The following is a 26,189-nucleotide window of genomic DNA, read 5'->3' on the forward strand; positions in this document are numbered from 1 at the left end:
CGACTATTCGATCCGAATGATCTGCCTGGCATACAGATACCGCCAATGCGGATCCGGTTTATGTTGAACCTCTGTTGCTCATGCGGACTCCCAAACCTAAATCCAGGAGAAACGTATGACCCAGACAGCTTTGGTCGTGGGCGCCAGCGGCATCGTCGGCAGCGCCATCATACAGTTACTAATCGACAACAAGTGGCAGGTCGCCGCGCTATCGAGGCACCCGTCTCAATCGCAAGGCGTGATCCCTGTCGCGGCAGACCTCCAAGATCCAGCTTCGCTAGAACATGCGCTGGCGGATTTGAAACCCACTCATGTGTTCATCACCACATGGTCACGGCAAGCCACGGAGGCGGAGAACATCCGCGTTAATGCCGCCATGGTTCGCAACGTGCTCGCCGCCATTCGCCCAGCCAAGAGCGTTGAGCACGTAACGCTGGTCACTGGCCTAAAACACTACCTCGGCCCATTTGAAGCGTATAGTAAAGGGAGTCTTCCGCAAACGCCGTTTCGCGAAGAGCAGGGTCGTTTGGACATCGAAAATTTCTACTACGCCCAAGAAGACGAACTCTTCGCTGCTGCTGAAAAAGACGGCTTCACGTGGAGCGTTCATCGCCCGCATACCGTCACCGGGGTTGCTGTAGGCAACGCGATGAACATGGCAACCACCCTCGCCGTCTATGCCTCGATTTGCAAACAAACCAATCGCCCTTTTGTATTTCCGGGATCAAGAGTGCAGTGGGATAGCCTTACCGATATGACGGATGCTCGGCAGTTGGCGAAACAACAACTGTGGGTGGCCACCACGCCGGCTGCGGCCAACCAGGCATTCAACGTTACTAATGGCGATGTGTTTCGTTGGAAATGGATGTGGAGCCGAATTGCCGAATACTTCGACTTGCCTGCTGCCGATTATCCCGCTTCCCTCTCCCCCCTTGAGAAGCAGATGGCTGACGATCAAACCGTATGGACGCAAATAGTCGCGGAGAACGGCTTGAAAGAATCCGATATTGGTCGCCTGATATCCCCATGGCATACCGATGCAGACCTTGGACGACCAATCGAAGTTGTCACGGACATGTCAAAAAGCCGCGCAATGGGCTTCACCGCCTACCAAGCGAGCGATCAAGCATTTTTCGATGTTTTCGACAAACTACGCGAGATGCGCTTGATACCCTAGGCTGTTCCAGACGGATAGCTGAGTGGTTTCCATCCATGGAATGATAGCGATTGCTCGCGACGCTTCCTGTGGGGAAACCCAAGATTCAGGGTTAAGTAGGCTGCAGAAAATGGAGATTTGGCTAAGCTCGCAATAGGTTTATGAAGCTAGGTTGGTCAGGGGAGGACAGGCTGGATAGTGCTTACTGAGGGAGAGCAATGGAAATGCGCAAGAAATCTCAGTCATGGTTTGTCCCGCTCCTTATTCTTTTTGCTGTCCTTTGGGCGATAGGCACAAAAGACCCGCCTCCCGCTCAGGTACAAACGAGCCCCCCTCCCACTCCGAATACTCTGGTCTCATCTACCTCGGTTCCATCATCGACACCTGCCCCCTCGGTTGATCAATACGTAAACACAGACAAGCTAAATATCCGAGATCAACCAGGCGGAAAAGTTATTTCCAAGTTGAGCCGGGGAGCCAAGGTTCAGGTCTTCGAAAAACGGAATGGTTGGGTGCGCATAAGCGTCGACGGCCAGCCTGCGAAATGGCTTTCTTCCAAAAGTTTTTGTACCGGATCGAATTGCTACAGCGCCTCTAAACCGAAACAGTCGCCTACGCCGGCACAACCAATCCGAAGGCAGGCTGCAGAATACGGCTCCTCCTGCCCTTGTTCTTCGGGAAACATTTGCATCGGGCCAAGAGGCGGTCGGTACTGCATTACTTCTGGCGGGAACAAGCGTTATGGCATGTGATTTTTGCCTCAATGACGATCCGCTAGAGCTTCGGTGCATCGCCTGTGGCTTCCGCAATGGTGGCCAAAGCCTCCTCCATATTGGCGATGTTGTCTTGAAGCTTCTGAAAAACCAATAGGAAAGCACCGTCCACATCCACGGTCTGGTGGCCGCGAAGCGTACCTACTCTTTCGTCCTCTATCTGCTGGAGACGGTTGACGCTCTCTCGCAGAGCCAGCAGCTGATCAAAGATAGCGCCGATTTGAGCTTGGCTTTGTGCACTCATTGATGCCACCCAAGTCTTGAATTGATCTCCCTTCGATAGGACGTATCGATTTGAGCCGGCACCTGCCTGACGTAATCTCGTGCGTGCTCCTGCGCATCTGCACTCAAACCAGCTAGATATGAAACAGCGTCATCAACGGTTGGGATCAAACCTTCAATGTCTTCGAATCTGGGCGGCAGTGCAGTCCAAATGACTGCGTCCAATTGGTGAAACAGTGCCCATTCGGCGATTACTCCCACTGGGGAGCTGCTGGTGGTAAAGACACCGATTCCATCCTCCCTGTCCTCTGGAATTTGTTCTCGGACACGCAAGGCCTCGCATGCCTCCTCAAGGTTTTTTACATTCAACACTGCCCATAGAACAGTGCATGGATGTGCATTCGCGCAGATCGCCGTTGCGAGCTCGCCCCCCTCACCGACTCGCGCAAATTCGATGGGCAAATTGGGCCCATCCAAAAACCATTTGCTTGCGAGCGGTAATGCTCCAGGTTTCCAAATCAGAGATCCCCATCCTAGACATGCAATTACCATTGAAGAGTTCCTGTGGTGAGACATGCGCCGGCGGGAATGGAAAGCGAACTCTTGATAAAACTGACTTCCTTGATAAGGATCGAAAGTCTTCTTCACAGCCGCCCATTGTTTAGTATTCGACTCAGCCTTTTGTTTTCCTAGGGTCAGCGGCACGAGGAAAGGTACGTTCCTCTTGAATCGTCCCAACCTCTTTGTGGATTTTCAAAGAAGCTGTTTTACCTTGCAAAAATTCGCTGGCTATTTCAGTGATTTCTGCTTTCGTAGAGGCCGTTTTGGAAGCACGTTGCGAGCCCTCTTTGACAAGCTCCCAAGCGTTTTCTTTTTTCGTGATGTGGTAGTTATCCATGGATCACCTCGACATGATTAATCAACAAGAGCTAGTAAGGTTGACCCTCGTCGAACTGGAGAGTTTGAAAGGATTGGCGAAGAAACTAATGCTACTTACGACTGCGTGTGCGCCCCCCCACAACGACGTCAACGAGCGGATTAACTGACCTAGGTGCGCTCTAGGCTAGCCTTAGCGTTTCCGTTTGCGACCTTCGGGGTCATCTCTTCATCCTCGTGATGGCGGCAAAGAAATTCGCGGATCAATACGGCAGTTCGTTTAGCGCTGGTCACCACAAAGAAGTGCCCCTCTCCCTTCAGAATGCGAAGTTCTGAACGTCGAATCGTGCGGCGCAGGATATGGGCGTTGTATGCCTGTATTAACGGATCGCGGTCGCCGGTAAGAACCAGCGTGCGTTGAGGAAGCCGGGACAACCGAAGTAGGCTTGTCCATCCGATCAAGGCTGCGAGCTGGAAATAATAGGTTCGCGGATTAACAGAGAGCATGCCTTTCATCACACCGAACCGCAGCAGCGTCTGAATGGAATTGCCGGATCTTTCTTGCTTGGGCATTTTGGCGTTTTTACTCTTGCGGAAAAAATCCATAACGTCGGCAGGCTTCATCAACAGCACTGGGCCGGGAGAGGTCGCCGCGAGAATCAGCCTGCGTACCATGCTCGGGTAACGAAGAGCGAATTCTTGAGCCAATGCACCTCCCCAACTCACCCCGAACACATCGACCTGGTCGATTCCCAATTGCTGGAGCATCTCTGCAATTACGTCAGCATGGCGTGGCAGGCGAATGGGCCAACGGGGCATTTGCGACTTGCCGACCCCTGGCACGTCCAGCGTGATAGTCGTGAAGTCGTCCAGTTCATCGCGCAACGGATCGAAAGTACGAATCAAGCCACCCAAACCATTGAGCAGAAGCAGCGCCGAGCCTTGACCGCAGATCGAAACGTTCAACTGCAAGCCCTGCGTGGTTAGCCTGTGCGTTGTCATGATTTCTCCTTGCTGCACGCAATTGGGAGGCAGTATTGGTGAGAGTTAGGGGGAAGTTCCGAAGAGCTCCGCAGCCGCTTCCCTCATAAATATCTCGATGGTTTTCGGCCCTATCCCTTCAAATTCAGATAGCCGTTTTTCGAAGGCCTTACGATCTCCGCTTGCCACGACGATGTTGCTGACCTTGCCGTGATATTCAGCATTCATCTTGTTAGCCAATGCCAACAACCGCGACGCGGTGGTCTCGTCGTAACGCACGTAGTGAGCCTCACCAAGCATCATGACCAGCTGGCGGTGAGTGCAGCTCGCCAATTTGTGCGGCGTATCCCGATGGTGTTTATCAACGATCACTTGATAGGCGTTGGCGGCAATTGGCCCCTGGATTCTCTTGCCCATCAGGAAACTGGCAAGAAGCCATTTGAATAAATCGGCGTCATTCGCACCTTGAAGGTCGATTTGTAAGTCATGTGCGCAGATGATTTTGCTCACTGGTTCACCCTCAAGCGATGGTCTCAATGTAGACCAGGCGCTATCGCGAATGATCCACTGAGCGAGGCAGCGATAAAGGAACCCTTATTCATGCTCGACACCTAATGTTTGATCACTAGAATTTGAGAAAGTCGAAATGCATTTATCTGAAACAATCCAAGTAATGGAAGCGCTATCAACCAACGAAGCAAATCTAAAGCTTCAAGAAGGCTGGTCATTGATATCTGTGGTCGTCACAACCCACCCCAACGGGCAGCTTCATCCTTGCTACATTCTCGGCAAATCGAAAACCTCATCCAACCATCAGAAGCCCGATAACTAACGTGGCATCGACCTTGCGATTCACTTCGCTGAACTGTACCGGGGGGATAACTTGGCTTATCTGGATTGGATTCAATGGCCAGCGATGGTTGTTACCGTTCTCGCCGCATGGCTAATCGGATCGCAGCGGCCAGGACGGCGGATGATCGGATTTGTATGCTTCAGTGTGAGCAACGTTTTGTGGGTGATTTGGGGATTTTACGCAGGCGCGTATGCATTGATCGTATTACAGGTTTGTCTTTTCCTGATGAACCTTCGAGGGCTCAAGAAAAACTCAAGCCCCAATGAAACATAGTCAGCCAGCAGGGTGATTGCTAATCGAAGAGCAGTGGACACCGCCAAGGACATTGGAATGTTCGATAACTTTTCGCTCGATATCGTAAAACTCCCAGAGGCAACCCTCAGAGTCAGGCATGGTGGGAGCGGCTCTCCCGTCTTATTACTCCATGGGCATCCTAGGACTCATGCGACCTGGCATCGCGTTGCTCCACTCTTGGCAAAAAATCATTATGTTGTCTGCCCTGATCTAAGAGGCTTTGGCCAGTCATCAAAGCCTGAGGATACATCCGATCATGCAGGCTCCTCCAAGCGCGCTAAGGCCCGGGATTGCATCGCCCTAATGCGACATCTGGGTTATCAGCGGTTCGCCGTAATTGGCCATGATCGAGGTAGTTACACCGCCTTTCGCACGGCTATGGATCATCCCGAGGCCGTCACACATCTAGGCATATTGGACGGTGTACCGATACTTGAAGCTCTCGAGCGCTGTAACGCCCAGTTCGCGACGAAATGGTGGCATTGGTTCTTCTTCGGGCAACTCGAAAAACCGGAGCAGGCAATCCTGGCCGACCCTGATCGATGGTACGGCGGCACAGCCGAGGCGATGGGTGCAGACGCCTACAGAGACTATCAAGCAGCTATCCATGATCCAGCAACCGTTCATGGCATGGTCGAAGATTATCGAGCAGGCCTTGGAATCGACCGTATTCACGATGAAGTCGACCGCCGCGAGAGCCGCAGGGTCGAGTGCCCGACAATGATTTTATGGTCGCTACGTGATGATCTTGAGCTTCTGTACGGCGATGTTTTAGGCGTGTGGGAACCGTGGACAACACGACAACGTGGTCGTGGGCTCGACTGTGGGCATCACATGGCGGAGGAAGTGCCCGACGAGCTCGCGAGAGAAATAATCGAGTTCCTGCGTGAACAATGATCTCTCAGTACACTAATCCGTAATCGCTTCGGGCTACGTAGGGTCAAAGTCATTCGAGCTACATGTCTTAGGTTGATGACTCGGAAGCATTGAGGTTCTTCCTGAAGCCTCGGGCATTCATCCCCAAAAGTATGCATTCGAGCAGGATCAGCGCGTAAGCGTCGGCGTGAAGCCCCCAGATCACCCAAAGCGCATTACTGGTGATATATCCCCAAAAGGCGATCATGCGCCTATACGCTCGTTGCGAACCGATGAACCACGCTGAGGCTACCGTCACTACCATGGCTGGCCATTGCAGGTAATCGATGTACTCCAACTAGCCACCTCCTTCCGACAGCACTTTCAAAGAGAGACGCCGGCGCTAACCTGTGGATCAAGCGCAGGCAATCCCAGTGAGGCACCCAGATTAACCAGATACTCTCCAAACCCTCCGCGACATTTGTAATCCTTGCGGGCGCTGGTTATTACCGGATTCGTGGCTGTCCAAACGATATGAGCACCAACCCGCTTCAGGTCAGCAACCAAATGGACGTCTTCGTGTGCAGTGAGATGCTGGAACCCGCCAGCGTTCCGGTAGGCCTCGGCACTCAGTCCAAGATTGGCGCCGTGGATGTGCCGGTGATTCTCGATAAACTGGTAAAGCTCCATGTACTTTGAGCGAACTAAATCTCCATGGATATTCCAGCTATCCACCTCGACTGTCCCACAAACTGCATCAGCCTTGAACTCAATCTGACGCGCCAGCCAATCATGTGGCACTACGGTGTCGGCATCGGTGAAGGCAAGCCATTTCACGCCAGCGGCCAGCATATGATCTGCGCCGGTTGCTCTCGCCTTACCCACATTCTGAAAAGAAACCGCGATCCCGCTTACACCGTGTGCTGAAACGATCTGTTCGGTCTGATCAGAGCAATTGTCTAAAACGACGACTACGTAGACCGGCTGGCCTGCCAATGCAGGATGCTCAGCGGCGAATAGAACCGATGTTAAACACGCAGCAATGTGGTGCTCTTCATTGTGGGCAGGTATGACAACACCGATCATTAACGTCACCTCCGACTACCTGAGTTACTGACTCCTGCAGTCGACCTACTTCCGCTCCATTAGGTTTAAAAAATCAGGTGCGTGCCTACTAAGACGACCGCTAGTCATTTGCGTCTATATCACTCTGAACTTACTTTCTTCGATCCTCCTCTCCCACTTACCATCCAGCTGAAGTAGGTAAGACGTCATGAGAGCACTCACCTATCACGGCGCGCACAGCGTCAAAGTCGACACGGTTCCCGATCCGGTTATTGAGGACAGTGATGACATCATTCTTCGGGTTACCGCGACGGCGATATGCGGATCTGACCTCCATCTCTATCGGGGAAAGATTCCAACTGTCGAGCATGGCGATATCTTCGGCCATGAATTCATGGGGATAGTTGAAGAGGCAGGCTCAGCTGTGACCGCCGTGCAACCCGGCGACCGCGTGGTAATTCCCTTTGTAATCGCCTGCGGCAGCTGTTTCTTCTGCGCAATGGATCTGTTCGCGGCCTGCGAAACAACAAATACAGGGCGCGGAGCGATCATAAATAAAAAGGCAATACCACCAGGAGCCGCGCTGTTCGGCTTCAGTCACATGTACGGAGGTGTGCCTGGCGGGCAAGCCGAATACGTGCGCGTACCTAAAGCCAACACCGGGCCGTTTAAAGTGCCGGGGACGCTGTCGGATGAAAAGGTTCTTTTCCTTTCAGACATCCTTCCAACTGCTTATCAGGCTGTAACGAACGCGGGGATTGGTAATGGCTCGAGCATCGCCATTTATGGTGCAGGCCCCGTTGGGTTGTTGAGCGCGGCCTGTGCAAGGATGCTCGGTGCAGACCAAATTTTCATGGTCGATCACCATCCATACCGCTTGGCATACGCGCGGAAAACATACGGTGTAATTCCGATCAACTTCGATGAAGACGACGATCCCGCAGATACGATCATTCGACAAACCAAAGGAATGCGCGGAGTTGATGGCGTCGTGGATGCGGTCGGGTTTGAAGCAAAAGGTAGTACGACGGAAACAGTTCTCGCGACACTCAAGCTTGAGGGCAGCAGCGGCAAGGCTTTACGTCAGTGCATCGCCGCCGTTCGACGCGGCGGCATCGTCAGTGTTCCTGGCGTTTATTCAGGGTTCATTCATGGCTTCCTGTTCGGAGACGCATTCGACAAGGGGCTGACCTTCAAAATGGGTCAAACCCATGTGCATCGTTTCCTACCTGAGCTCCTCGAACACATCGAGACTGGTCGTCTTTCACCGGAAGTCATCATCAGCCATCGCATGTCACTGGAACAGGCCGCTGAGGGATATAAAATCTTTGATAAAAAAGAAGAGGACTGCCGAAAAGTCATTTTGACACCCGGCGATAGCCACATCGACATTCCGGAGAGCAATAGCAGCGCAATACTGTTGACTACCTAAGTCTACCGGTAGTGAAAAGGACGAGATGGTTCGGTTTTTTACCGAAAGCTCTCGTCCTTTTTTCATTTGGGGGGCGATCCGAAAATGGTAACGGTTTTCCACCCTGGTCGGCCTCGCCTATTCAGTTCGTTCAGGTACTCAAGTCTAGATGTGATCTGTGTCATCAAACCAATCGGAAGAAGGATCACAAAATACCGAAATGCGAATAAACTCAGAGACTGACTCATCAGACGCCGGCCAGGAGCGCTCGGCTAAGGGATCTTTGATTGATCGTCCAGTGGGAAGGTTTCTTGCCTATCGAAGGATCGGTGATCGTCATCGAAGACGATCCGACCTTGCGAGCACTAATGGAAGAAATTGTGTCGGAAGTCGGAGGACGGGCAATCTCGTTTGAGACGGCAGATGATGCGTTAACCTATCTGCTTCAAACTCATGAACAGTGCCGTCTAGTGATCGCAGACCACGGCGTACCTGGCCAGATCCAGGGGATCGAGTTCATCGAGATGGTAAGTAGTAGATGGCCATCTATTGCAGCAATCCTGACTTCTGGATATTTGATAGATCCTGCAGCTGTTCCAGCCTCTAGCATCTATCTGCACAAGCCGTGGTCGCTTGATGATTTCGTGATCGCTATGGCGACTGTGTTGCAGCCCGGCATTGCGATTCACAAAGCCTGACTCATGGGATCGGAGATGCGAGGTAGGTCGGGCTCGACTTTGTAACTCCTCTCATCAGAAGCTTGGTGAGTGCTTCCTCTATCTCATCAGCAGCGCCGTTTTTATGCTCCGTGAGCGACCACTGCCAGTAACGATCTGCCATCAGGCCGCCAACCGCTTCTGCACATAGTGCATCACAGCTCACACCCATCTTTGTGGCTGCCGCGATGACGGCTAGAAGTGCTTGCTCAAGTTGCTGTGTTCTATCGGAGGACACGGGACGGGCTCCATGAAAATGAAGCCATAGTATGGCTGATACCAGTTTGACATCAAAGGCAGTTATGGACGGCTACCCTTGTGCATGGATCTGCTCAACGCTCGTGGGCTCTGCGCTCGCTCGATTCGAACCTGGTTTTGCGTGCCGCCATCTCACTGCGTAGCTCGCCAATTAGACCGGCAATCGCCCTGCTAGACGTGAGCGCTGGCGTCGAAACACCCGTCACCAAAAGCTCCACATTGCCTGTTGAAGGATCAATAACCTTAATCATCAACGAGCCATCCGCATTTGTCGTGCATGTGCAGGACAATGGTAGAAAGCCACACTCAATCATATGTCGGAGCTCAAGGGCGGAGATCATGGTATTCGTCCTGAAAGCAGTTTCCATTAAGTATTGTTCATATGCGGAGGTAGTCAAAAATTCCACGACGGATTAATCGACAGGACATTTCACGATGATTTTGCTGAAACGTTGCACTTGCCGTGGGCCCGTCGCATATTTTTGGAGGCTTCGTGCGCCTCGAGCTTATCTTTCTCGTTACCACCGTTCAGACCACCCAATCAAAAGTCATCGAGTCCAATGGGAGAGAGAATTCTCACCGAAAAGCGCCCTTTTAATCGTACTGGAAACTCACCTGACGCATATCGGGTTCAACCGCAGCGCCAATCTGGAACCGTTTTGGCTGAGTTTCTTAAGGGACTGCCCGTAGCATACCAATCGCCAATAATCCATTGGTGAGCGAGGCACCCCGCCACTGCAATCACCGTACTGATCGTCACCATTCTTCTCGACGATATCAGGAGGATAGGTGGTAAGCATCCAGCGAACACACCGACCGCATTCGGTCATTGACGTACACATGACACTGCCCGCTATTACCACCAAGGCTTTTTACCAGGCGTATTGGAGGCGTAGCGTCCACGTATTTACGTCCGGATATCCAGTTCTTTCGGAAATCGTATCGGAATACGCGATCAGTCCGCCGAATTGAGGCGATAGCATGAAACCGACGCTGGCACCAAGCAGGCCGTTTTCCTGCTTGTTGTCCTGCCAGTCTCCATCGATCTTGGTCGCTCCGCCACGATTGTAGGTCGCGTCCAGGGATGCCCAGAGCGCACGGTTGAAGGCATCAAGCAAGGAACCATGACTCCATGGCGTTGAACTCATCTGTCGTGGGTGTCGTCTACCACACAAATGGAGCACGAAAATGATGCTTTAAAAACCTGGCGTCAGAGGACATATCCATGACTAAGCGCGCACGTTTGAATTACTTAAACGACACCCTTTTCGGCCCTATCGCCAAAACTATTGATTGCGACGTACTCATCACTCCCATCACGCCAGGTGCCTTCCAGGTGCAGGTGCTATCCCCAATACCTGATGATCTACACAAAGCTCACTCCTTGACCATGATTCTCTCTTCGGGAGAACGCTTGAACGGTACGGTGGCCCACGCCCGCACATTGGATAATGCTGATTTGGAGTTGCAGATCGATGTGTGAAATTCCATTGCCACATCAGGGTTTCGGAGGATCCTTGAATGAACAAACTGCGAGCTGAGACAGCTACCGTGCAAACCCTGATGTTTGAACGCAACCAATGGGTTCCCAACAACCCGCGCCTGCCGGTACTCATTTACCCCAACGCGATTGCAATTCAGGGCGATGATCCGGCTGCGCTGTTCGAGCAAACCTTCATCGCCAATGGGTGGCCATCACAATGGCGATATGGGATTTACAGCTACCACCACTACCATACCGAAGGTCATGAAGTGCTTGGCATCGCCAGCGGTCGAGCTCGACTGATGCTGGGCGGCCCGGAGGGTCATGTACTTGAAGTCGGTGCAGGCGACGTATTGCTATTGCCTGCCGGCACCGGCCATTGCAATTTAGATTCAAGTGAAGATTTTCTGGTAGTCGGTGCCTATCCGTCGGGGCAACGTGCAGATATCTGCCGAGAGGCCCCCACCAATGCTCAACTGGCGAGCATCGACACGCTGCCGTTTCCCGACCAAGATCCGGTGCAAGGCTCGCAAGGCGCCGTACATCGGTATTGGGCTGGCCAAGGTTGAGATATTGCAGTCAATCACGAATGGCGCGAACCTTTCCGCTGAACACTCTGAAGCCGTAGGTGTTGTAGAGGAGCGTCACCGGGATCAGCATGGCGAACCCGACCAGCATAAAAATCTGACTGGTGGGACTTGAGGCTGCTTCTTGCAAGGTCAGGTTAGGCGGGACAATCAATGGAAAGAGCGCTGCGACCATCAATGCGAATGCCAAGATGAAAATTCCCAGTGCGGCGAATAGCGGCAGATATTGCCGGCGGCTTCGAAAGCTCAAGGCGAAACTGAACAGCAATGCAGTAAGCAGCATTGCCGCCGGCAACCAAATAAGTCGATTGGAAAGCCGTTGCGCATATTGAGCATCCAGCGTCGCTGTCCAGGCCACCAGCACGGCCAAAAGCATTATGGTCACGATGGCCAACGCCCTTGCCTGTCGACCTGACCTACATTGCAGATCGTCGACAGTACGCCAATACAGCCAGCAGGCGCCCAACCACATATAACCCACTACGAGCACAGCGCCGCAATACAGCGGAAATAGGCCCCACCACTCCCAGCCGTTCCCGCTGTACTGCCCATCCTGATTCGGCACCCCTTGTACAAGCGTTCCCAACACAATCCCCTGAGTTGCCCCGGCCAGCAGTGAACCTACCAGCAGCAAGCCATCGACCCTGCGCTTCATACGATAGCTTTTCGAGTAATCGCGAAACTCCAGCGCGACCGCGCGAAGAATTAATGCCAGGAACATCGCGATAAACGGCAAATAAAGCGCCGGCAGCAGGACAGCGTAAGCCAGCGGAAACAACGCGAGCAGACCGCCGCCACCGAGCACTAGCCACGTTTCGTTAGCGTCCCAAATCGGAAGGATAGTCACCGCCATGGCACGTCGGTGCTTGCTGCAACGAGTAAGGCCCAGCAGCACCCCCACACCAAGATCAGTGCCATCCAACAGCACGTAGTTCAAAACCGAAAACCCCAGCGCCGCAGCGGACAGTAGTGTTATCCAGTCATTGTCCATCATCGATGTTTGCCCTCAGGATTACCCGTCTCGTTGGCCAAAGAGGGTTGAGGCCCAGGCTCGTCTTCGTGAGGTGGTTCCCGCAAAAGTCGTAGCAGTACCCAGAAACCCACGCCGAAGATCACCAGATAAAGCGCCAAAATTGTCCACGTTGCTCCTACCACCTGCTGACGAGACACCGAAGAAAGACTGTCAGCAGTTCGCATCAATCCATAGACAGTAAAGGGCTGACGGCCAACCTCTGTCACAACCCAACCACTTAGCATTGCCAGAAATCCAGCAGGCGCCACTAGCACACTCCCTCGCAGCATCCAACGCGCAGAGTACAAGCGATGCCGCCAGCGTAATACCAGACTGATTAACCCCTGCCCCAGCATCAATAGTCCCAATCCGACCATGATACGGAAAGCGAAGAACACGGGGGGCACAGGTGGTATGTCCTCAGGCGGGAATTCATCAAGCGCTGCAATAGTGCCGCTCAGGTCATGTCGCAAGTACAACGACGCTACGCGCGGAATCGCTACTTCCCAATGGTTGCGTCGCTCAGCCATATCTGGAATGGCGAATAAACGTAATGGTTCCCCCTCTCCTTCCGCCGGTCGTGTCCAGGAACCTTCGATGGCGGCAACCTTTTGCGGCTGAACTTTAAGGCTGTGCTCACCATGCAGATCGCCTACCAGTAGTTGCACAGGCGTCAGCAACGCAACCACCCACAACGCCATGGAGTAGGCAAGCCGGGCTCGCGGGTTCTGTGGCACACGCAACAACTGCCAAGCGCTAACACCGGCCACCAGCGAGGCGCTGCCTATAATCGCGGCCAATGTCATATGCACAAGCCGGTAAGGGAACGAAGGATTGAAGATGATCGCCCACCAGTTTTCGGCAATAAAACGTCCACCAGCTCCAATTGAATAGCCGGCGGGTGTTTGCATCCAGGAGTTGGCTGACAGGATCCAAAAGGCGCTGATCAAAGATCCAAGTGCGACGGCGCAGGTGGCGAAGAAATGCAGCCTAGGGCCCACCTTCTTCAACCCGAACAACATGATGCCGAGAAAACCCGCTTCCAGGAAAAATGCCGCCAGTACCTCGTAGAACATCAACGGGCCAAGAATGTCTCCCGCCTGGGTCGAGAGGCGTGACCAATTCAATCCGAATTGGTACTCCAAAATCAGACCCGACGCTGTGCCTACCGCAACGTTGAGCGCAAACACCTTTAGCCAGTAAAGGTAGACATCCAAGTAGATCCTTCGCCTGCGCCACAGCCACAGTGCCTCCAGCACCATGAGAAAATTGGCCAAGCCAATGGTGAAGGCTGCCAGCACGATATGAAAGCTTATGGCAATCGCGAACTGGGCACGCGCTGCCATAAGCGCCGAATCAATCGCATCCATACAGCCCTCTAATGATTGGCCTGCATTTGCGGAAATTTTCGCAACGCAAGCTCGTAGCTTAGCTGCGTGAAGAGCCAAATGGATGCGTCGATACAGGCGTAGCACTTGTCCGAAAATATTGCCCGTTGACTCTTCCTGACTAATTGGCGGTCATAAAAAGTAGGGAACATCGTTCTCACGCCGACTCTCGCTTCCTGGAACGTAAATTTACTTCATTTTTTTTCTTGCCGATTTTGTTAAAAAACTTATCGTTTCCATCGCACACATCACTCTCGACGGAAGTTCTCTTGAGCGCTGTTTCAAGCTGCTCTCGAGCAAGAAACCAATAAAAAAGATCAGCGTCCTCAGGGCAAGCATCCTTTACCCAGAGTGCATACGCCCTTTCGCGAATTACCGATTCATCAATCATCGTTTTCTCCTGCTTGGCTATCCTGGAGCTAGTTAGGAAAATTCGGCACCATGGATCAGCGCATCAAGCTCGCCAGAACTGGATCGAGCTTGAATTGATCATGATTTTCTATCGAGGCTGGTCGACGAAATCTCGCCTTTGTCGACCAGCACGTTTGCTGATACCGTTTATTTAGAATCCATGGTCGCCGCTTGATTACCACCTTGCTCCGCAATCTTGGTCAGTTTCTCGTCCGCACCTTTTTCTTCAGCAAGCGTTGCTGCTAATAAGGCTGCCGCGTCGTCGAGCTTTAGATGCTTGGCCATTGCTATCAAGGTGCCGTAGGCAGCAATTTCGTAGTGCTCCACCTTTTGCGCCGCACCAATCAATGCTGCGTCGAGGACAGCTCCCTTATCGATCTCTTCCAGCAGCTCTTTCGATTCTTCGACAAGTCCCTCCATGGCCACGCACTTCATGCGCTTCAGTTTGATACCGGTCAGCTCGACCAGTTGATCAATGCGCTCAATCTGCCCATGAGTTTCCTCTAGGTGCGCCGTAAATGCTTCTGCCAACAGTGGATTGGTCGCTGCTTTCGCCAAGCGCGGCAACGCTTTGGTGATTTGTTTTTCCGCACTGTAAACATCAGAGAGTTCATGGATAAACAAGTCTTCGACGGTTTTTCTAGCCATTTCTAACTTCCTTCTGGTCTGTATTGGCGTCGCCTGGTGAGCGTCCGCATGGGATCGACATGCATGCAAAATTTGCCGTGCATGAAGAATGACCAGCCTGATTTAAAAGGTGTTCCGAAAATTTTCAGGGTGACGGATAAAAGGCTTCATCGCTAACCCAAAGCGGTATCCAGGAACATCATCACCCCAAAACCGAGCATCAGTCCTAAAGTCGCCGGGGTCTCATGACCGTTGCGATGAGTCTCCGGAATGACCTCATGAGACACCACGAAAATCATGGCTCCTGCTGCTAAGCCGAGCGCAATGGGATAGCCCAATGCAAAGCTGCTGGAAATGCCCAATCCAACAACGGCGCCAATGGGTTCCATCAATCCTGAACCCACCGCGATAAGCGCTGCACGAAGCGATGAGATGCCTGTCACACGTAACGCCAGTGCGACAGCCAAGCCTTCGGGAATATCTTGAATAGCGATAGCTGTAGTTAGCGGGAGCCCGACCTTCATGTCGCCGTTTGCGAAGCTCACACCAATGGCCATGCCTTCCGGCAAGTTATGCAGTGTGATTGCCAGGACGAATAACCAAACACGATTGATGCGCTGCGCGTCCGGCCCCCTGCGTCCGCTTTTCTCATGTTCGTGTGGGACAAAACGATCAAGACCGACCATCAGCGCTACGCCCAATCCCAATCCCGCCACAACTACGCATGCTGCGAGCAATTGGTTTCCGCAAAGTGCTTGAGCTGCTTCGATACCAGGGAGAATGAGCGAGAAGGAACTGGCGGCCAGCATCATGCCGGCGGCGAAGCCCAGCATGGTGTCTTGAGTACGGGTGGCGATGTCTCGTAACGCAATCGCTACGACAGCTCCCATGGCCGTCGCAGCGAAACCTGACATGCCACCGAGAAAAGCGAAGTGCAGATTTTGTTTGTTGGCGCCGACAAAGGCGCCATACCCGCATATGAGTAAGAACAATGTTACGCAAATCAAAATTGACCAGAAGGCGCGCCCGCCCCACCCAGTTCCTGAGAACCGGGCGAACCAGGAGCGAGGCGGTGCGCCTGATGAGGTCAACGGATCGGGCACGGATACCTCCTATTTTTTTGAATCGTACTTTTCAGTAGATACGGAAAGCGACCGTAGGAACTGCCTGGATACGCGTTGCGCGTCACGTTCAAAAGCGACGCTGGTGGCAAAGAGCATCTCAGGGCCAGTTAAATTCCGACGCGCTGATTTTTTGTTAACCATGATGTGATTCCCCTCTGACTAAGATGGAAGACCGCACGCCAGAGGGCGTGCGGCTGCTCTTCAAGGTTGAGGTTCGCCTTGTACCCCCGCCCCTAAGTCCGCCCCTGTGATCGGATTGCTGTCTGGGTCGGACATCGTCCTTGCTTTCATATCCATGAGCAACGCCTCGTCCTCAGCGCTCAATTGCACAGAGGCGGTGCCGTCCCCACCATCCACTGCGGGCGCCGGATCTTCCACGAAGTCCCAATCGTCCCCTTCGTTCCAAGGGCCGCGAGTGCTGCCTTCGCCCTGTGACATGTTGAAGTAGACGTTGGTGAACTCCGGCATGCCCGGCAGTTTGCCCTGAGGGAAATTTGGCTGGATGGCGTGCAGTGCTTTTTCGAAAGATAACTGGTGGGCGATTTCACGTGTCATCAGAAATCCCAGTGCCTCTTTCACTCCGGGATCGTCGGTGACATTCATCAAACGCTCGTAAACAATCTTCGCTCTCGCCTCGGCGGCGATATTCGAGCGCATGTCTGCTGTGGGTTCGCCGATGGTATCGACGTATGCCGCCGACCAAGGTACGCCTGCCGAGTTAGTCAAAGGAGCACCTGCGCCATACAACAGACTCGTGATGTGAGAGTCGTTACCGGCTCCGTTGATGGCGCGGTATAGCTCGCCTTCTTCCTCGACACCTTCGGCCATTCGTCCCTTGGCGCCCTTGTTCAACATCACGATGATCGAGCCGACGATCTCAAGGTGACTGAGCTCTTCGGTAGCGATATCCATAAGGAGATCCTTCCTGCCAGGATCATCTTCTGCCAATGCCTGCGTGAAGTAGCGTGACGCCGCCGCGAGCTCCCCTTGAGCTCCGCCGAATTGCTCCAGTAGAAGATTGGCCAACCCAGGATTGGGCTGAGCAACGCGCACGGTGTATTGAAGTCGTTTGTTATGTAGGAACATGACATTCTCCTCAGGCGAATAAGGGCTGCTGTCACTCGGTGATAGTCCGAATGCCAGCCCACAAACATCTGAAGCAAGTGCGCCAGGGTTAATTTCAAAAACCTTCAGCGCGAACGACAAACGGATAGTGACTAACCTTTGCTGTGTTCTGGCGACGATGGGCCTTCTTTGATCCCACGAGGCCCCGCAAGACCCCAAACGATCAAACCTAAGACTGGGAAGATAATGAGGCCAAGCGCCCACGCGGCTTTTATCCCTACCGTTTTGTCGCTTCGAAACACACTAACAATCGCCCAAAGATCGACGAGCAGAATGATCACGGCGACAGCAATCGCGAAATAGCTGGTAGCTTCAGACATGATGTAACCCTCCTCAGATAGTTAATTCTTAGGCCGCATTCCAATCAGGGTGTTCCAAGCAAATCTCGGGACGCATGTGAGCGTCAGAAATTAATTCTCTCGGGCAATGATGGAAATCTTGCCGTTGCGCTCAATGATCGCGAACTTGATCTCTTCCAGCTTCTCTATCCCCTGACTGGATCGCGCAGCTTCCATGACGTCAGCTTCAACCAATCGAGCATGACGCAATCGTTGATGAAGGAGCTTTCCGTTTTCGACAATGATGGTGGGCTCACCATCGATCAGTCGTGAAATCCATCCCGAGCGCTGTTTGAGCAAGGACAATCCGACGTCGATAGCGATCAACGTGACGATGACTATCATCGAATTGGTCAGCGAGAAATCATCACCTAGCAGCGCCTGCTGCGTAGCTTCGCCAATCATCATCAATAGGACGAAATCGAACGTCGTCAGTTCCGCCAAGGAGCGCCGCCCAGCGATCTTGAAGAGCACCATGAGGGCCACATACATCGCACCTGCACGCAAAACCGAATCCATAAATCACCTAAGGGAAAATGAACTGCACAAGCTTTAAGCTGTTGGTGCCCGGTGACGAGATTTGACTGCGGTAGAAGCCAAGGCCATCCCCTCGCAGAGTGATGTACAGCGTCGCTTGACCATCGAGGTCGGTCTGTAGCCAAAGCCTGATGCCATGTGAAGAACTTCTTGAGCGCAGAGGTTCGGGTTGAAGAGTTTCAACACTGAAGCCTTCTAATAGCTGACCTGCGAGCTCCAGCTCTACCTGAGAATCTGACGTTGAACTCAAAGTAATTTTCATCGAGTTAGTTGAGCCATTGCGATGAAACATTTCATATTCCACTCTGACTTTACCGTCCTCACTGCGGACATCTCTTGAACTGAGCAAGCCTCTGGAAAAGACGCCCACTAACCCCATCAACACGACTAAAACCAATACGTACCAGCCAACGCGCTCGAAACGCCAGACCTTCAATTGATAGGCCATGTCCTCGCGAATCGGATGTTCGCGGCTTCTCATATCTGCGTTATCGGAGTCTTCGTTCATCAGGCTTAGGCCTTCTCGCCAGCGCGCGCAAGGCGATGAAAATGCGGTAGCCACTGCAACGCATATTCCGTCGCCTGTGCCTGAACCTGACAACGTCCTCCGAAGAACCGGTGTTCATGACTGAAGACGTAGCATTCATTATTTGCCTGAAACGCCCAAGCGAAACAAATCGTACCTGCAGGGATGCCATCGACATCGTCCGGCCCGAGAATTCCCGTAGTCGCGATTGCGGCATTCGCGGTGCTATCTCGCAAGGCCCCCCTAGCCATTTCTCTCGCCACCTCGACGCTCGTCAGGTTGAAGGTTTCGATAGTCTGCGGGCTGACATGGAGTAGGCGCTCTTTAGCCTGGGGCGAGTAAACGACATAACCACATTCAATAAATTCGCCGCTACACTCTATCTCGGATAACAGCGTGATGATCTTGCCCGCCGTACACGACTCCGCTGTGGTTATCACCAATGCGTTGTTACGCAGGTACTGGACTGTGTCACTGGCGATGGACATAACTTGAATAACCTCAGTGGTAATCGTCTCCGGCGACTGCTCGGAGGTACGCCACGTCCGCTTCTCTTCGCAAGTCGCGCCACTCATCCCAGCTGAGTATGCCGAGGCGATCCATTTCATCCGACTGGCGCAGCAGTTCGTCGTGATAGGCGTCTGGGCTATCCATTCGCAATTCACGGTTTTCCAGTGCACGTTGCCAAGCTGCCAAGGCGAGCAATTTGATTTCTTGCGTGAATGTCAGTTGGTTCTTGAAAGCGTTCATTCTGCTTCCCCCGACCATTTTCCAATTGAGCGACCGAATTCGAGTTAGGTTCAAAATGTCTGACGAAAATCAGATACCGGAACGAAAAAGTAGGAGGAGGCGCCTAACCCCGCGAGAATGAACTGCGCTCGTAGACCTAGTGGCGGGTGGCCTGTCAGATCCAGTCTGCTGACTCGTTTTCGTCAAGGTATCGCGTACAAAGAATTGTATGGTTTTTCACCTTGTCGACCCTTTGAGCTAAAACGGGCTTACAGAGGGGGAAGAACTGCCAGCAAACTTCTCAGGGTTTCACCTAGATGAAGCTGATTCCTGTGATAGAGAAGTCCGCAGCTGATCATCAATACGTCAACGACCATCATCACCTTCCTGATGGTCTTTCTTATTCAGAACACGCAAAACCGTGACAACGACATTTTGCATCTCAAAATCGACGAATTGATTCGAGCCACTAAAGACACACAAAACGCGACGTTGTGCTTGGAGAAGATGGGCTCAAAAGACCTTCGAGAGCTCCGGGATCAGTACAGCTCTCTCGGTGAAAATGATCAGGTCAATCTCGACACAGCCGGCACGAACGAGTTGCTTTCCGTTCAACCACCTCGTCAAGCCAAAACATCTAAATCCGATCTAGGAGGCCTGCAAATGTAAAAGCCTTCTCCGCACATTGCTGTAGTCATTTACGTCTTTTGCCCGCGAAAGTTGTGGTGAGGCCGACAGTGGATAGAAAGCATCTTAGCTAGTGTCTTTTGTGTTTACCTTGTCGGTTGCCACTCAATCAGCTCATCCCTGGATGACCTGCGCGACACGTAATTTCAGCACGCAAGCCGACCATCATCTAATATCTTCGGACAGGTGAGCGCCCTGCGATTGCGCCCGCATGCCCTTAAGTGCCTTGGCCGAGCCCTCCACTGCCCGCCGATAATTCGCAGTAGCCTTCTCGATCATCCGTCGACGATCCTCTCGGGTGATAAATCCCTCCTCGCAATACTCCTCAGCGAGGCGCAATAATTCGTCGTACTGTTCTGGAGCGGTCATTCGGATCTCAGGGTGTTCCAAGAGCTGATTCCAGGTCGTCAATGCGTGTGCTTTTCTGTCTTCATACATGATGAAAATCTCCACGATGTCTGCAGTAGAAACAAAAGCATCTGTACGGTTCAGGCCTGTCGATGAATGGCGGTTTGCCATTGCTTTCACCGTCATGTTCCCAACTAATTTGGCATCGTAGATCAATGGGTTTGTCCTATAGAGGACTTTGAATTGCGTTCGCCAGTGGGCCGATCTACCTCGATAAAATTCGCCTAACCTGTCTTCCGCTTCAAACCATCCGCAGTACGTAAAAGGATCTCCAGCACGCTCTCTATGGGCTATTATTGAATATCTCCTTTCGAGGTGTTCGCTCGCTGCAGATTGTGGTTCGCCATGGACAACCGTAGCTGACAGGCTGGCTCTAAAGGTGATTTCCATAACGCGCGACCACGATAGGACTTACGTGATGAACACCGAAAATGATGCAAGCGCAGATCGACCTCAGCGACAGGATATTCAACCCAGCCATCTAGGCTTTCCGGTGGTAGGTATTGGAGCGTCCGCAGGTGGTTTGCAGGCTGTGCAGCAATTCTTCGAGCACATGCCAGCTGACAGCGGTATGGCGTTCGTGGTGGTTATGCATTTGTCACCCGATCATCAAAGCAGTGCGGGAAAACTGATCGCTTCCCGAACTAAGATGCGGGTCACTCAATTGGTTTCCGCTACGCCCATCGAACGCAATCATGTTTATGTGATTTCTCCCGCGCAGCGCCTTTCGATGAACGACGGCTATCTTCGTGGCTTGCCTCCAGAGCCTAGAAGTGGACGGCATGTAACCATTGATCTCTTTTTCCGCGATCTAGCGGACGCTCACAAAGAACACGCTTTCTGTGTCGTGCTATCCGGCACCGGATCTGATGGAGCTGTCGGCTTGTCACGTATCAAGGAGCAAGGCGGTGTCACATTAGCCCAGTATCCCGAGGATGCCGAATTTGAGGGGATGCCGCAGGCGGCGATCAATACTCATAAAGTCGATTTCGTATTACCAGTTGTAGAAATGCCGCAGAAAATTCTGAACCTATGGCACAACGCCCAGCGTATTCAACTTCCAAATGCTGCAGATATCCAGCCGGGTACTCCGCATAAGCTAGATGAGCGAGCTGTCGAACAGGCAGAACAAGCGTTGCTTGATATCCTTACCAAGCTACGCGCAGCTACCGGCCATGACTTCAAGCACTATAAACGTGCCACGGTCTTACGCCGTATCGAACGGCGCATGCAGGTAACTACGCAGCCTGATTTGCCCGCCTATTACCGTTACATCTGTGAGCACGCCGATGAGACCAAGGCGCTGCTCGATGACATGCTCATCGGAGTAACCAATTTCTTCCGCGACCGTGAGTCTTTTGAATCATTGGAACGCGAGGTGATTCCCCAGTTATTCGCTCGTCAAAACGACATCGATAGCGCTCATGAGATTCGAGTCTGGTCGGCGGGTGCATCCACGGGGGAGGAAGCCTATTCACTTGCAATCCTGCTCAATGATTACAAAGCTGAAACGTCGTCTGATTTCAAAATCCAGGTGTTCGCCAGCGATATCGATGACCGTGCCATAAGCACGGGACGTACAGGACTGTACTCTGAAGCAATCATCACTGACGTCTCACCCGCACGCTTGCGGCAATACTTCATCAAAGAAGATGCCAACTATCGCGTCCGCAAGGATATTCGTGAACGAGTGCTCTTCGCCAAGCACAGCTTGTTGGCTGACCCACCTTTTTCTCAGATAGACCTGATCGTTTGCCGGAATCTACTTATTTATCTAGATCGCGACATTCAGCGCGAAATTTTGCAAATGTTTCATTTTGCGTTGCGTGCAGGTGGATATCTCTTTCTCGGCACCTCTGAATCAGCGGATGCTTGCCCTGAACTTTTCACCACCGTTGACAAGAAGAATCGCATTTTTCGTGCTCGCGGCGGCCCCAATACTCACCGCCTACCTGCCATGCCTCGGGGGGGGTATGCGCGCACCATTGCATCGTCTCTACCTAGTGATACACGACCAGTGAAAAAGCCGTCCACGGTCGAAATATATCAGCGGGCTGCAGAGCGCTTTTCCCCACCCAGCATCATCGTCAACAGCGAAGCCGATATTCTCTACATCAGTCAAGGCGCTGGTCGATACCTGCAGCACATGACCGGCGAGGTCAGCAATAATCTCCTATCGCTGGTGAGCGGAGATCTGCGCCTGGAACTACGCACAACCATCTACCAAACTCAACAATCCGGCCAATCCGCTCGGGCCCGCCCGATCAATCATAAACGCGACGGACAGCATTACCAGGTGCAGGTCGAGGTACACCCGTTCACTGATGCTGAAACAGAGCTGAACTGTCTTTACATCTCGTTCACCGAGGAACAAATAGACGCACAAAACGTCAGTTCCAACGCATCGGTACAGTCTGAAAATCAAATGCTTTCCAACCTCGATAGGGAGTTGCAACGTACCAAGCTGCAACTTCAGGACGTTATTGAGCAGTCGGAGGTCTCGAGCGAAGAGCTGAAGGCCTCCAACGAGGAAATGCAGGCAATCAATGAAGAGCTTCGTTCAGCATCTGAAGAACTCGAAACCAGCAAGGAAGAGTTGCAGTCGATCAACGAAGAGCTCCTCACTGTAAACCACGAATTGAAGATCAAGGTTGAGGAAACAGACCAGGTCAACGACTACCTGAGCAACCTGATCAGTTCCACCGACATTGCCACTGTTTTCGTTGATAGAGAGCTGCGAATCAAATGGTTCACCCCTCGAGCAACGGATATTTTTAGCATGCTGGCGGTAGACGCCGGTCGGCCCTTGTTGGATATCACTCATCGCCTCAAATACGACGGAATGGCCGAGGATGCCATGTCAGTATTCGAGACTCTCAAGGGCATCGAACGCGAAGTCGCGAGTTCCGATGACCGCTGGTACATCGTGCGAATCTTGCCCTATCGTTCCAATGTGGATCAGATAGGCGGTATCGTTCTGACTTTCATTGATATCACCTCACGGCGCGAGGCTGAGCAAGAGCTTCGTTTGAGTGAGGAGCGAATGCGTCTGGTCACAGAAAGCACCCATGACTACGCGATCATCGTGCTTAATGAAGAGGGCTTCATCACTGACTGGAACGACGGGGCGAGAAACACTTTTGGCTTCAGCCGTGACGAGGCGGAGGGCCAGCATTTTCGCTTCATCTTTTCCGCCGAGGATCAGCGCGCAGGAATACCAGAAATGGAGTTGGAAACGGCCCGTACTAAAGGTCGTAGTGACGATGAGCGCTGGCACGCACGCAAGGATGGTAGCAAGTTTTATTGCAGCGGCGAGGTCACGGCATTGGCGAGCAAAGGCTTCCAAGGCTTTGTCAAAATCGCGCGCGATCTGACTGACCATATCAAGTTGCACGAAGAGCAACAGCGGAACCTTACGGCATCCCTAAATTCTAGCCAGCAAAAAGACCAGTTCTTTGCGGTCATGTCGCATGAACTCAAACATCCGCTGAACCTCATTCAACTAAACGCTCAATTGGCTCGTCGGCTTCCTGTGTCAAAGAAAGACCCGACGCTACAAAAAGCGATCACCACCATCACTGATGCGGTAGCTAGCCAAGCGCGCATCATCGATGACCTAATGGACGTCGCTCGGGTACGCAATGGCAAGCTGCAGTTGCAATGCAAACCACTGGATCTCGTGGTCGTACTCAATGAAATTCAACAAGTCGTGCTGAAAGCAGAGCCCGGATGCAAAATTCATTTCAAGACACCTGAACAAAGTCTGTTCATCGATGCAGATCAGACCAGGATTGAACAGATCATTTGGAACCTGATTAGTAATGCCATCAAATTCACCCCCGCTGAAGGCACAGTCCAAGTTGTCACGACGAAGCTGGAGGAAGCGGTACGTATTGAAGTGATCGACACTGGGCCGGGTATCGCGAAGGATCAATTGGAACGTATCTTCGAGATGTTCGGACAGGCTGACCATCGCCCTTCGGGCCAGCACCGAGGTGGCTTGGGAATAGGCTTAGCTTTGGTCGAGCAACTGGTTGAAAGTCACCATGGCAGCATCCACGCCTATTCCGACGGTATAGGTAAGGGATCACGCTTCACCGTAGACCTTCCACTAACTGAAGCGCCAGATCAGCACGCCATTAATGATCCCGACAACGACCAAGGTCAGTTGGCTGGGATTCGCATACTCCTCGTCGACGATTCACCAGAGGTCTTGGAAGCGTTGCAGCTACTGCTCGAGTTGGAGGACGCGCACGTCCTGGCATTCGATCACCCCTCTAAAGCTCTGTCAGTGGCGCAGACGCAACGCTTCGATATAATTATCTCGGACATCGGAATGCCGCACATGGATGGTCATGAGCTACTCGCTGCGCTACGTAAACTACCGGATTACGCAGCCGTGCCGGCAATTGCTTTGACAGGCTACGGTGCAGCCGAAGGTACTAAATATCAAGGGGAAGGCCGCTTTGATGCATCCCTCGGAAAACCGGTAGCCGTGGAAGATTTGACAACCATGATTTGCGGGTTGGTTACTGCGGCTGGTCAGCGATCCTAGCTCTGCCGACAGCGCAGGATGCGGAAATGGGCATGCTCTCGCAGTTCCGCTAGTCTCCCGAACCGAACAGTCAAGGAAGATACCGATGGCATCGTCTAATTCTGAATCGAACGTAGCTGCGGCAGACGCTATTACATTGCTCCTTCACAACCAGCACGCAATATGTGCGGCTATTGAGGAGATTACGACGTGGCTTTCGGGGAACGGTGCCGGGAATGCTGCAGTCAACGCCGAGGCAGCAATGGAAACTCTGGACAAAAATGCTCAAGGAATCACCGAAGCCATTTACCGGCTACGCCAATCATAGGGTATCAAATCATACTGAACACCTTCATCAACAGCTCTATTGGCGCTCTCGGATCTCACTGCTCGCTTTTAAGCATTAACTGAGATCGAGTCGATAGAGCCCATTGTTCTTCTTATATGGCGGGCCGTCCCTGACCCGCTTGCATCAAAGAGTCGTGGAAGGAATGTCCGGCTTTTAGCGTGGATCCTGCTGATTATCCATCACCGCATTATCCGTCTCCTCCCGCACACGCTCAGGGTCAAGCCCGACGCCGTCATCATCAAGCGGGCGCTTACCTTCGTTATCCGGCAGTTCGTCAATCCCCTCTTCCTTCATTGGATCAACTTCGGTGCGGCCTGGGCTCAATGGATCAGGTGATGTAGGGATAGGGTCATCTTGACCAATCCCTCCTTGCAGCTTTGGATCGCTATTCATACACACCTCTCAGCACCCTCAATGGTGGGGGCATGTAGCTTGGAGCGGGATGGTATTTCGAGTGTTCGATTTATTGGCTTACCGACCGTCACCTTCCTGCCACTCAGCCTTTCAGTCATCTCGATGGAACATTGCGCCAAGTCGCATCCTCTATCGCAACACCAGCGAATCTGAGGGCTTCATCATGATCGACCCAGCAACCGGTATGAAGGCGGGCGAGCGCTACATCGTAGAAAGTCTTGAACGCACACGACATTTCCCAGGCTTCTTTCTTGACGGGAAGTATTACCTGAGCCCCGAGTTGATGACGGCCATAGGTTGGCTGGAAGGACAGCAGTTTTATTACGATGAGCTTGATCCAACGGGGGAGCCGGTATGAACTGGTCAAGTAATCCCGGACACCGGTTACGGTGTTTATGCCGCTTTTTGCTCCATAGCTATTGGCGACAGGTAGTGGTTGTAGCTGTGGAG

Annotated in this window: 31 protein-coding genes and 3 pseudogenes; 12 read left to right on the forward strand and 22 right to left on the reverse strand. The window is 52.6% G+C overall.

Annotated features, from left to right (window positions below; translation table 11 throughout):
• The first annotated feature begins 115 nt into the window (after positions 1–115).
• Complete coding sequence (locus ACQKP4_RS15725) at positions 116–1,177, forward strand: SDR family oxidoreductase (protein WP_427634529.1); 1,062 nt, start codon at positions 116–118, stop codon at positions 1,175–1,177.
• Positions 1,178–1,380: 203 nt separating this feature from the next.
• Complete coding sequence (locus tag ACQKP4_RS15730; RefSeq protein WP_427634563.1) at positions 1,381–1,908, forward strand: SH3 domain-containing protein; 528 nt, start codon at positions 1,381–1,383, stop codon at positions 1,906–1,908.
• Positions 1,909–1,930: 22 nt separating this feature from the next.
• Here the strand turns inward: ACQKP4_RS15730 and ACQKP4_RS15735 are convergent, their stop codons facing one another.
• From ACQKP4_RS15735 to ACQKP4_RS15755, 5 genes are all read right to left on the reverse strand, one after another.
• The gene (locus tag ACQKP4_RS15735; RefSeq protein ID WP_427634531.1) at positions 1,931–2,173 is read right to left on the reverse strand and encodes a hypothetical protein; all 243 of its coding nucleotides are present in this window, start codon (positions 2,171–2,173) and stop codon (positions 1,931–1,933) included.
• Positions 2,170–2,856: a hypothetical protein gene (locus ACQKP4_RS15740; protein WP_427634533.1), complete on the reverse strand. Its 687-nt coding sequence runs from the start codon at positions 2,854–2,856 to the stop codon at positions 2,170–2,172. Before ACQKP4_RS15740 ends, ACQKP4_RS15735 begins: the two co-directional genes overlap by 4 nt.
• On the reverse strand, positions 2,825–3,049 hold the full coding sequence (locus ACQKP4_RS15745; protein WP_427634535.1) for a DUF2188 domain-containing protein: 225 nt from the start codon (positions 3,047–3,049) through the stop codon (positions 2,825–2,827). Before ACQKP4_RS15745 ends, ACQKP4_RS15740 begins: the two co-directional genes overlap by 32 nt.
• Positions 3,050–3,198: 149 nt before the next feature.
• Positions 3,199–4,029, reverse strand: coding sequence for an alpha/beta fold hydrolase (locus tag ACQKP4_RS15750; protein ID WP_427634537.1), 831 nt, complete (start codon positions 4,027–4,029; stop codon positions 3,199–3,201).
• Between the two features lie 45 nt (positions 4,030–4,074).
• A complete protein-coding gene (locus ACQKP4_RS15755) occupies positions 4,075–4,518 on the reverse strand; it encodes a DNA methylase (RefSeq protein ID WP_427634539.1) in 444 nt (147 codons plus the stop codon).
• Positions 4,519–4,924: 406 nt separating this feature from the next.
• Here ACQKP4_RS15755 and ACQKP4_RS15760 point away from each other — a divergent pair, with 406 nt between their 5' ends.
• Together ACQKP4_RS15760 and ACQKP4_RS15765 are read left to right on the forward strand one after the other, a co-directional pair.
• Entirely contained in the window at positions 4,925–5,134 is a 210-nt protein-coding gene (locus ACQKP4_RS15760) for a hypothetical protein (protein ID WP_080896102.1), read from the forward strand.
• Positions 5,135–5,191: 57 nt separating this feature from the next.
• Entirely contained in the window at positions 5,192–6,052 is an 861-nt protein-coding gene (locus ACQKP4_RS15765) for an alpha/beta fold hydrolase (RefSeq protein WP_427634540.1), read from the forward strand.
• 67 nt (positions 6,053–6,119) lie between these two features.
• Here the strand turns inward: ACQKP4_RS15765 and ACQKP4_RS15770 are convergent, their stop codons facing one another.
• Both ACQKP4_RS15770 and ACQKP4_RS15775 read right to left on the reverse strand, forming a co-directional pair.
• Positions 6,120–6,335 (reverse strand): hypothetical protein, encoded by a 216-nt coding sequence (locus ACQKP4_RS15770; RefSeq protein WP_427634565.1) that lies wholly within the window; start codon positions 6,333–6,335, stop codon positions 6,120–6,122.
• A gap of 59 nt (positions 6,336–6,394) precedes the next feature.
• Positions 6,395–7,096 carry a glycosyltransferase gene (locus ACQKP4_RS15775; RefSeq protein WP_427634567.1) on the reverse strand — a complete coding sequence of 234 codons (702 nt, stop codon included), beginning with the start codon at positions 7,094–7,096 and terminating at the stop codon, positions 6,395–6,397.
• Positions 7,097–7,283: 187 nt separating this feature from the next.
• On the opposite strand from ACQKP4_RS15775, the gene ACQKP4_RS15780 reads away from it, so the two are divergent.
• Together ACQKP4_RS15780 and ACQKP4_RS15785 are read left to right on the forward strand one after the other, a co-directional pair.
• A complete protein-coding gene (locus ACQKP4_RS15780; RefSeq protein ID WP_427634542.1) occupies positions 7,284–8,507 on the forward strand; it encodes a zinc-dependent alcohol dehydrogenase in 1,224 nt (407 codons plus the stop codon).
• Between the two features lie 266 nt (positions 8,508–8,773).
• Positions 8,774–9,184 carry a response regulator gene (locus tag ACQKP4_RS15785; RefSeq protein WP_350600188.1) on the forward strand — a complete coding sequence of 137 codons (411 nt, stop codon included), beginning with the start codon at positions 8,774–8,776 and terminating at the stop codon, positions 9,182–9,184.
• 350 nt (positions 9,185–9,534) lie between these two features.
• Here the strand turns inward: ACQKP4_RS15785 and ACQKP4_RS15790 are convergent, their stop codons facing one another.
• Both ACQKP4_RS15790 and ACQKP4_RS15795 read right to left on the reverse strand, forming a co-directional pair.
• Positions 9,535–9,828 carry a DUF1652 domain-containing protein gene (locus ACQKP4_RS15790; protein ID WP_427634544.1) on the reverse strand — a complete coding sequence of 98 codons (294 nt, stop codon included), beginning with the start codon at positions 9,826–9,828 and terminating at the stop codon, positions 9,535–9,537.
• A gap of 504 nt (positions 9,829–10,332) precedes the next feature.
• Positions 10,333–10,563 (reverse strand): annotated as a pseudogene (locus ACQKP4_RS15795) (transporter); the annotation flags it as partial.
• A 122-nt stretch (positions 10,564–10,685) separates the two neighbouring features.
• Between ACQKP4_RS15795 and ACQKP4_RS15800 the strand changes: the two are divergent.
• Together ACQKP4_RS15800 and ACQKP4_RS15805 are read left to right on the forward strand one after the other, a co-directional pair.
• Positions 10,686–10,943 carry a hypothetical protein gene (locus tag ACQKP4_RS15800; RefSeq protein ID WP_225571045.1) on the forward strand — a complete coding sequence of 86 codons (258 nt, stop codon included), beginning with the start codon at positions 10,686–10,688 and terminating at the stop codon, positions 10,941–10,943.
• 38 nt (positions 10,944–10,981) lie between these two features.
• Complete coding sequence (locus ACQKP4_RS15805) at positions 10,982–11,512, forward strand: cupin (protein ID WP_427634546.1); 531 nt, start codon at positions 10,982–10,984, stop codon at positions 11,510–11,512.
• 10 nt (positions 11,513–11,522) lie between these two features.
• On the opposite strand, the gene cydB is transcribed toward ACQKP4_RS15805, so the two are convergent.
• From cydB to ACQKP4_RS15860, 11 genes are all read right to left on the reverse strand, one after another.
• Positions 11,523–12,524 carry a cytochrome d ubiquinol oxidase subunit II gene (gene cydB, locus ACQKP4_RS15810; RefSeq protein WP_427634548.1) on the reverse strand — a complete coding sequence of 334 codons (1,002 nt, stop codon included), beginning with the start codon at positions 12,522–12,524 and terminating at the stop codon, positions 11,523–11,525.
• The gene (locus tag ACQKP4_RS15815; protein ID WP_427634549.1) at positions 12,521–13,912 is read right to left on the reverse strand and encodes a cytochrome ubiquinol oxidase subunit I; all 1,392 of its coding nucleotides are present in this window, start codon (positions 13,910–13,912) and stop codon (positions 12,521–12,523) included. The genes cydB and ACQKP4_RS15815 overlap by 4 nt, the downstream gene beginning before the upstream one ends.
• Before the next feature lie 175 nt (positions 13,913–14,087).
• On the reverse strand, positions 14,088–14,321 hold the full coding sequence (locus tag ACQKP4_RS15820; RefSeq protein WP_427634550.1) for a DUF2934 domain-containing protein: 234 nt from the start codon (positions 14,319–14,321) through the stop codon (positions 14,088–14,090).
• 167 nt (positions 14,322–14,488) lie between these two features.
• Entirely contained in the window at positions 14,489–14,989 is a 501-nt protein-coding gene (locus ACQKP4_RS15825) for a ferritin-like domain-containing protein (RefSeq protein WP_116030805.1), read from the reverse strand.
• Positions 14,990–15,141: 152 nt separating this feature from the next.
• Positions 15,142–15,975, reverse strand: coding sequence for a ZIP family metal transporter (locus ACQKP4_RS15830; RefSeq protein WP_427634569.1), 834 nt, complete (start codon positions 15,973–15,975; stop codon positions 15,142–15,144).
• A gap of 318 nt (positions 15,976–16,293) precedes the next feature.
• Positions 16,294–17,178 (reverse strand): manganese catalase family protein, encoded by an 885-nt coding sequence (locus ACQKP4_RS15835; protein ID WP_116030808.1) that lies wholly within the window; start codon positions 17,176–17,178, stop codon positions 16,294–16,296.
• A 131-nt stretch (positions 17,179–17,309) separates the two neighbouring features.
• Positions 17,310–17,537, reverse strand: coding sequence for a PLD nuclease N-terminal domain-containing protein (locus tag ACQKP4_RS15840; protein WP_367241857.1), 228 nt, complete (start codon positions 17,535–17,537; stop codon positions 17,310–17,312).
• 90 nt (positions 17,538–17,627) lie between these two features.
• On the reverse strand, positions 17,628–18,074 hold the full coding sequence (locus ACQKP4_RS15845; RefSeq protein WP_427634551.1) for a DUF421 domain-containing protein: 447 nt from the start codon (positions 18,072–18,074) through the stop codon (positions 17,628–17,630).
• Between the two features lie 7 nt (positions 18,075–18,081).
• A complete protein-coding gene (locus tag ACQKP4_RS15850; RefSeq protein WP_116030814.1) occupies positions 18,082–18,600 on the reverse strand; it encodes a hypothetical protein in 519 nt (172 codons plus the stop codon).
• Between the two features lie 5 nt (positions 18,601–18,605).
• The gene (locus tag ACQKP4_RS15855; RefSeq protein WP_427634553.1) at positions 18,606–19,106 is read right to left on the reverse strand and encodes a CinA family protein; all 501 of its coding nucleotides are present in this window, start codon (positions 19,104–19,106) and stop codon (positions 18,606–18,608) included.
• 13 nt (positions 19,107–19,119) lie between these two features.
• Positions 19,120–19,368, reverse strand: coding sequence for a hypothetical protein (locus ACQKP4_RS15860; RefSeq protein WP_225571055.1), 249 nt, complete (start codon positions 19,366–19,368; stop codon positions 19,120–19,122).
• Between the two features lie 327 nt (positions 19,369–19,695).
• Between ACQKP4_RS15860 and ACQKP4_RS15865 the strand changes: the two are divergent.
• Positions 19,696–20,016, forward strand: a pseudogene (locus ACQKP4_RS15865) (low affinity iron permease family protein); the annotation flags it as partial.
• A 183-nt stretch (positions 20,017–20,199) separates the two neighbouring features.
• Here the strand turns inward: ACQKP4_RS15865 and ACQKP4_RS15870 are convergent.
• The gene (locus ACQKP4_RS15870; RefSeq protein WP_427634554.1) at positions 20,200–20,598 is read right to left on the reverse strand and encodes a hypothetical protein; all 399 of its coding nucleotides are present in this window, start codon (positions 20,596–20,598) and stop codon (positions 20,200–20,202) included.
• Positions 20,599–20,860: 262 nt separating this feature from the next.
• Here ACQKP4_RS15870 and ACQKP4_RS15875 point away from each other — a divergent pair, with 262 nt between their 5' ends.
• Both ACQKP4_RS15875 and ACQKP4_RS15880 read left to right on the forward strand, forming a co-directional pair.
• On the forward strand, positions 20,861–24,997 hold the full coding sequence (locus ACQKP4_RS15875) for a CheR family methyltransferase (RefSeq protein WP_427634556.1): 4,137 nt from the start codon (positions 20,861–20,863) through the stop codon (positions 24,995–24,997).
• A gap of 85 nt (positions 24,998–25,082) precedes the next feature.
• Complete coding sequence (locus ACQKP4_RS15880; protein ID WP_427634558.1) at positions 25,083–25,304, forward strand: hypothetical protein; 222 nt, start codon at positions 25,083–25,085, stop codon at positions 25,302–25,304.
• A gap of 174 nt (positions 25,305–25,478) precedes the next feature.
• Here the strand turns inward: ACQKP4_RS15880 and ACQKP4_RS15885 are convergent, their stop codons facing one another.
• Positions 25,479–25,718 (reverse strand): hypothetical protein, encoded by a 240-nt coding sequence (locus ACQKP4_RS15885; RefSeq protein WP_427634560.1) that lies wholly within the window; start codon positions 25,716–25,718, stop codon positions 25,479–25,481.
• A 184-nt stretch (positions 25,719–25,902) separates the two neighbouring features.
• Between ACQKP4_RS15885 and ACQKP4_RS15890 the strand changes: the two are divergent.
• A pseudogene (locus tag ACQKP4_RS15890) lies at positions 25,903–26,094 on the forward strand (short chain dehydrogenase); the annotation flags it as partial.
• Positions 26,095–26,189 lie beyond the last annotated feature (95 nt).

It is taken from the genome of Pseudomonas sp. NPDC086278 (assembly GCF_050280905.1).
In the GTDB taxonomy this organism is placed as follows: Bacteria; Pseudomonadota; Gammaproteobacteria; order Pseudomonadales; family Pseudomonadaceae; genus Aquipseudomonas.

What these genes read in the sequence shown, in the direction of transcription:
- ACQKP4_RS15860 (WP_225571055.1), bottom strand. Translation starts at nt 19,368, where the DNA reads ATGAACGCTTTCAAGAACCAACTGACATTCACGCAAGAAATCAAATTG.
- ACQKP4_RS15780 (WP_427634542.1), top strand. Translation starts at nt 7,284, where the DNA reads ATGAGAGCACTCACCTATCACGGCGCGCACAGCGTCAAAGTCGACACG.
- ACQKP4_RS15885 (WP_427634560.1), bottom strand. Translation starts at nt 25,718, where the DNA reads ATGAATAGCGATCCAAAGCTGCAAGGAGGGATTGGTCAAGATGACCCT.
- ACQKP4_RS15800 (WP_225571045.1), top strand. Translation starts at nt 10,686, where the DNA reads ATGACTAAGCGCGCACGTTTGAATTACTTAAACGACACCCTTTTCGGC.
- ACQKP4_RS15765 (WP_427634540.1), top strand. Translation starts at nt 5,192, where the DNA reads ATGTTCGATAACTTTTCGCTCGATATCGTAAAACTCCCAGAGGCAACC.
- ACQKP4_RS15820 (WP_427634550.1), bottom strand. Translation starts at nt 14,321, where the DNA reads ATGATTGATGAATCGGTAATTCGCGAAAGGGCGTATGCACTCTGGGTA.
- ACQKP4_RS15790 (WP_427634544.1), bottom strand. Translation starts at nt 9,828, where the DNA reads ATGGAAACTGCTTTCAGGACGAATACCATGATCTCCGCCCTTGAGCTC.
- cydB (WP_427634548.1), bottom strand. Translation starts at nt 12,524, where the DNA reads ATGATGGACAATGACTGGATAACACTACTGTCCGCTGCGGCGCTGGGG.
- ACQKP4_RS15805 (WP_427634546.1), top strand. Translation starts at nt 10,982, where the DNA reads ATGAACAAACTGCGAGCTGAGACAGCTACCGTGCAAACCCTGATGTTT.
- ACQKP4_RS15825 (WP_116030805.1), bottom strand. Translation starts at nt 14,989, where the DNA reads ATGGCTAGAAAAACCGTCGAAGACTTGTTTATCCATGAACTCTCTGAT.
- ACQKP4_RS15745 (WP_427634535.1), bottom strand. Translation starts at nt 3,049, where the DNA reads ATGGATAACTACCACATCACGAAAAAAGAAAACGCTTGGGAGCTTGTC.
- ACQKP4_RS15775 (WP_427634567.1), bottom strand. Translation starts at nt 7,096, where the DNA reads ATGATCGGTGTTGTCATACCTGCCCACAATGAAGAGCACCACATTGCT.
- ACQKP4_RS15880 (WP_427634558.1), top strand. Translation starts at nt 25,083, where the DNA reads ATGGCATCGTCTAATTCTGAATCGAACGTAGCTGCGGCAGACGCTATT.
- ACQKP4_RS15855 (WP_427634553.1), bottom strand. Translation starts at nt 19,106, where the DNA reads ATGTCCATCGCCAGTGACACAGTCCAGTACCTGCGTAACAACGCATTG.
- ACQKP4_RS15725 (WP_427634529.1), top strand. Translation starts at nt 116, where the DNA reads ATGACCCAGACAGCTTTGGTCGTGGGCGCCAGCGGCATCGTCGGCAGC.
- ACQKP4_RS15730 (WP_427634563.1), top strand. Translation starts at nt 1,381, where the DNA reads ATGCGCAAGAAATCTCAGTCATGGTTTGTCCCGCTCCTTATTCTTTTT.
- ACQKP4_RS15750 (WP_427634537.1), bottom strand. Translation starts at nt 4,029, where the DNA reads ATGACAACGCACAGGCTAACCACGCAGGGCTTGCAGTTGAACGTTTCG.
- ACQKP4_RS15760 (WP_080896102.1), top strand. Translation starts at nt 4,925, where the DNA reads ATGGTTGTTACCGTTCTCGCCGCATGGCTAATCGGATCGCAGCGGCCA.
- ACQKP4_RS15770 (WP_427634565.1), bottom strand. Translation starts at nt 6,335, where the DNA reads ATGGTAGTGACGGTAGCCTCAGCGTGGTTCATCGGTTCGCAACGAGCG.
- ACQKP4_RS15845 (WP_427634551.1), bottom strand. Translation starts at nt 18,074, where the DNA reads ATGGATTCGGTTTTGCGTGCAGGTGCGATGTATGTGGCCCTCATGGTG.
- ACQKP4_RS15735 (WP_427634531.1), bottom strand. Translation starts at nt 2,173, where the DNA reads ATGAGTGCACAAAGCCAAGCTCAAATCGGCGCTATCTTTGATCAGCTG.
- ACQKP4_RS15835 (WP_116030808.1), bottom strand. Translation starts at nt 17,178, where the DNA reads ATGTTCCTACATAACAAACGACTTCAATACACCGTGCGCGTTGCTCAG.
- ACQKP4_RS15840 (WP_367241857.1), bottom strand. Translation starts at nt 17,537, where the DNA reads ATGTCTGAAGCTACCAGCTATTTCGCGATTGCTGTCGCCGTGATCATT.
- ACQKP4_RS15875 (WP_427634556.1), top strand. Translation starts at nt 20,861, where the DNA reads ATGAACACCGAAAATGATGCAAGCGCAGATCGACCTCAGCGACAGGAT.
- ACQKP4_RS15850 (WP_116030814.1), bottom strand. Translation starts at nt 18,600, where the DNA reads ATGAACGAAGACTCCGATAACGCAGATATGAGAAGCCGCGAACATCCG.
- ACQKP4_RS15815 (WP_427634549.1), bottom strand. Translation starts at nt 13,912, where the DNA reads ATGGATGCGATTGATTCGGCGCTTATGGCAGCGCGTGCCCAGTTCGCG.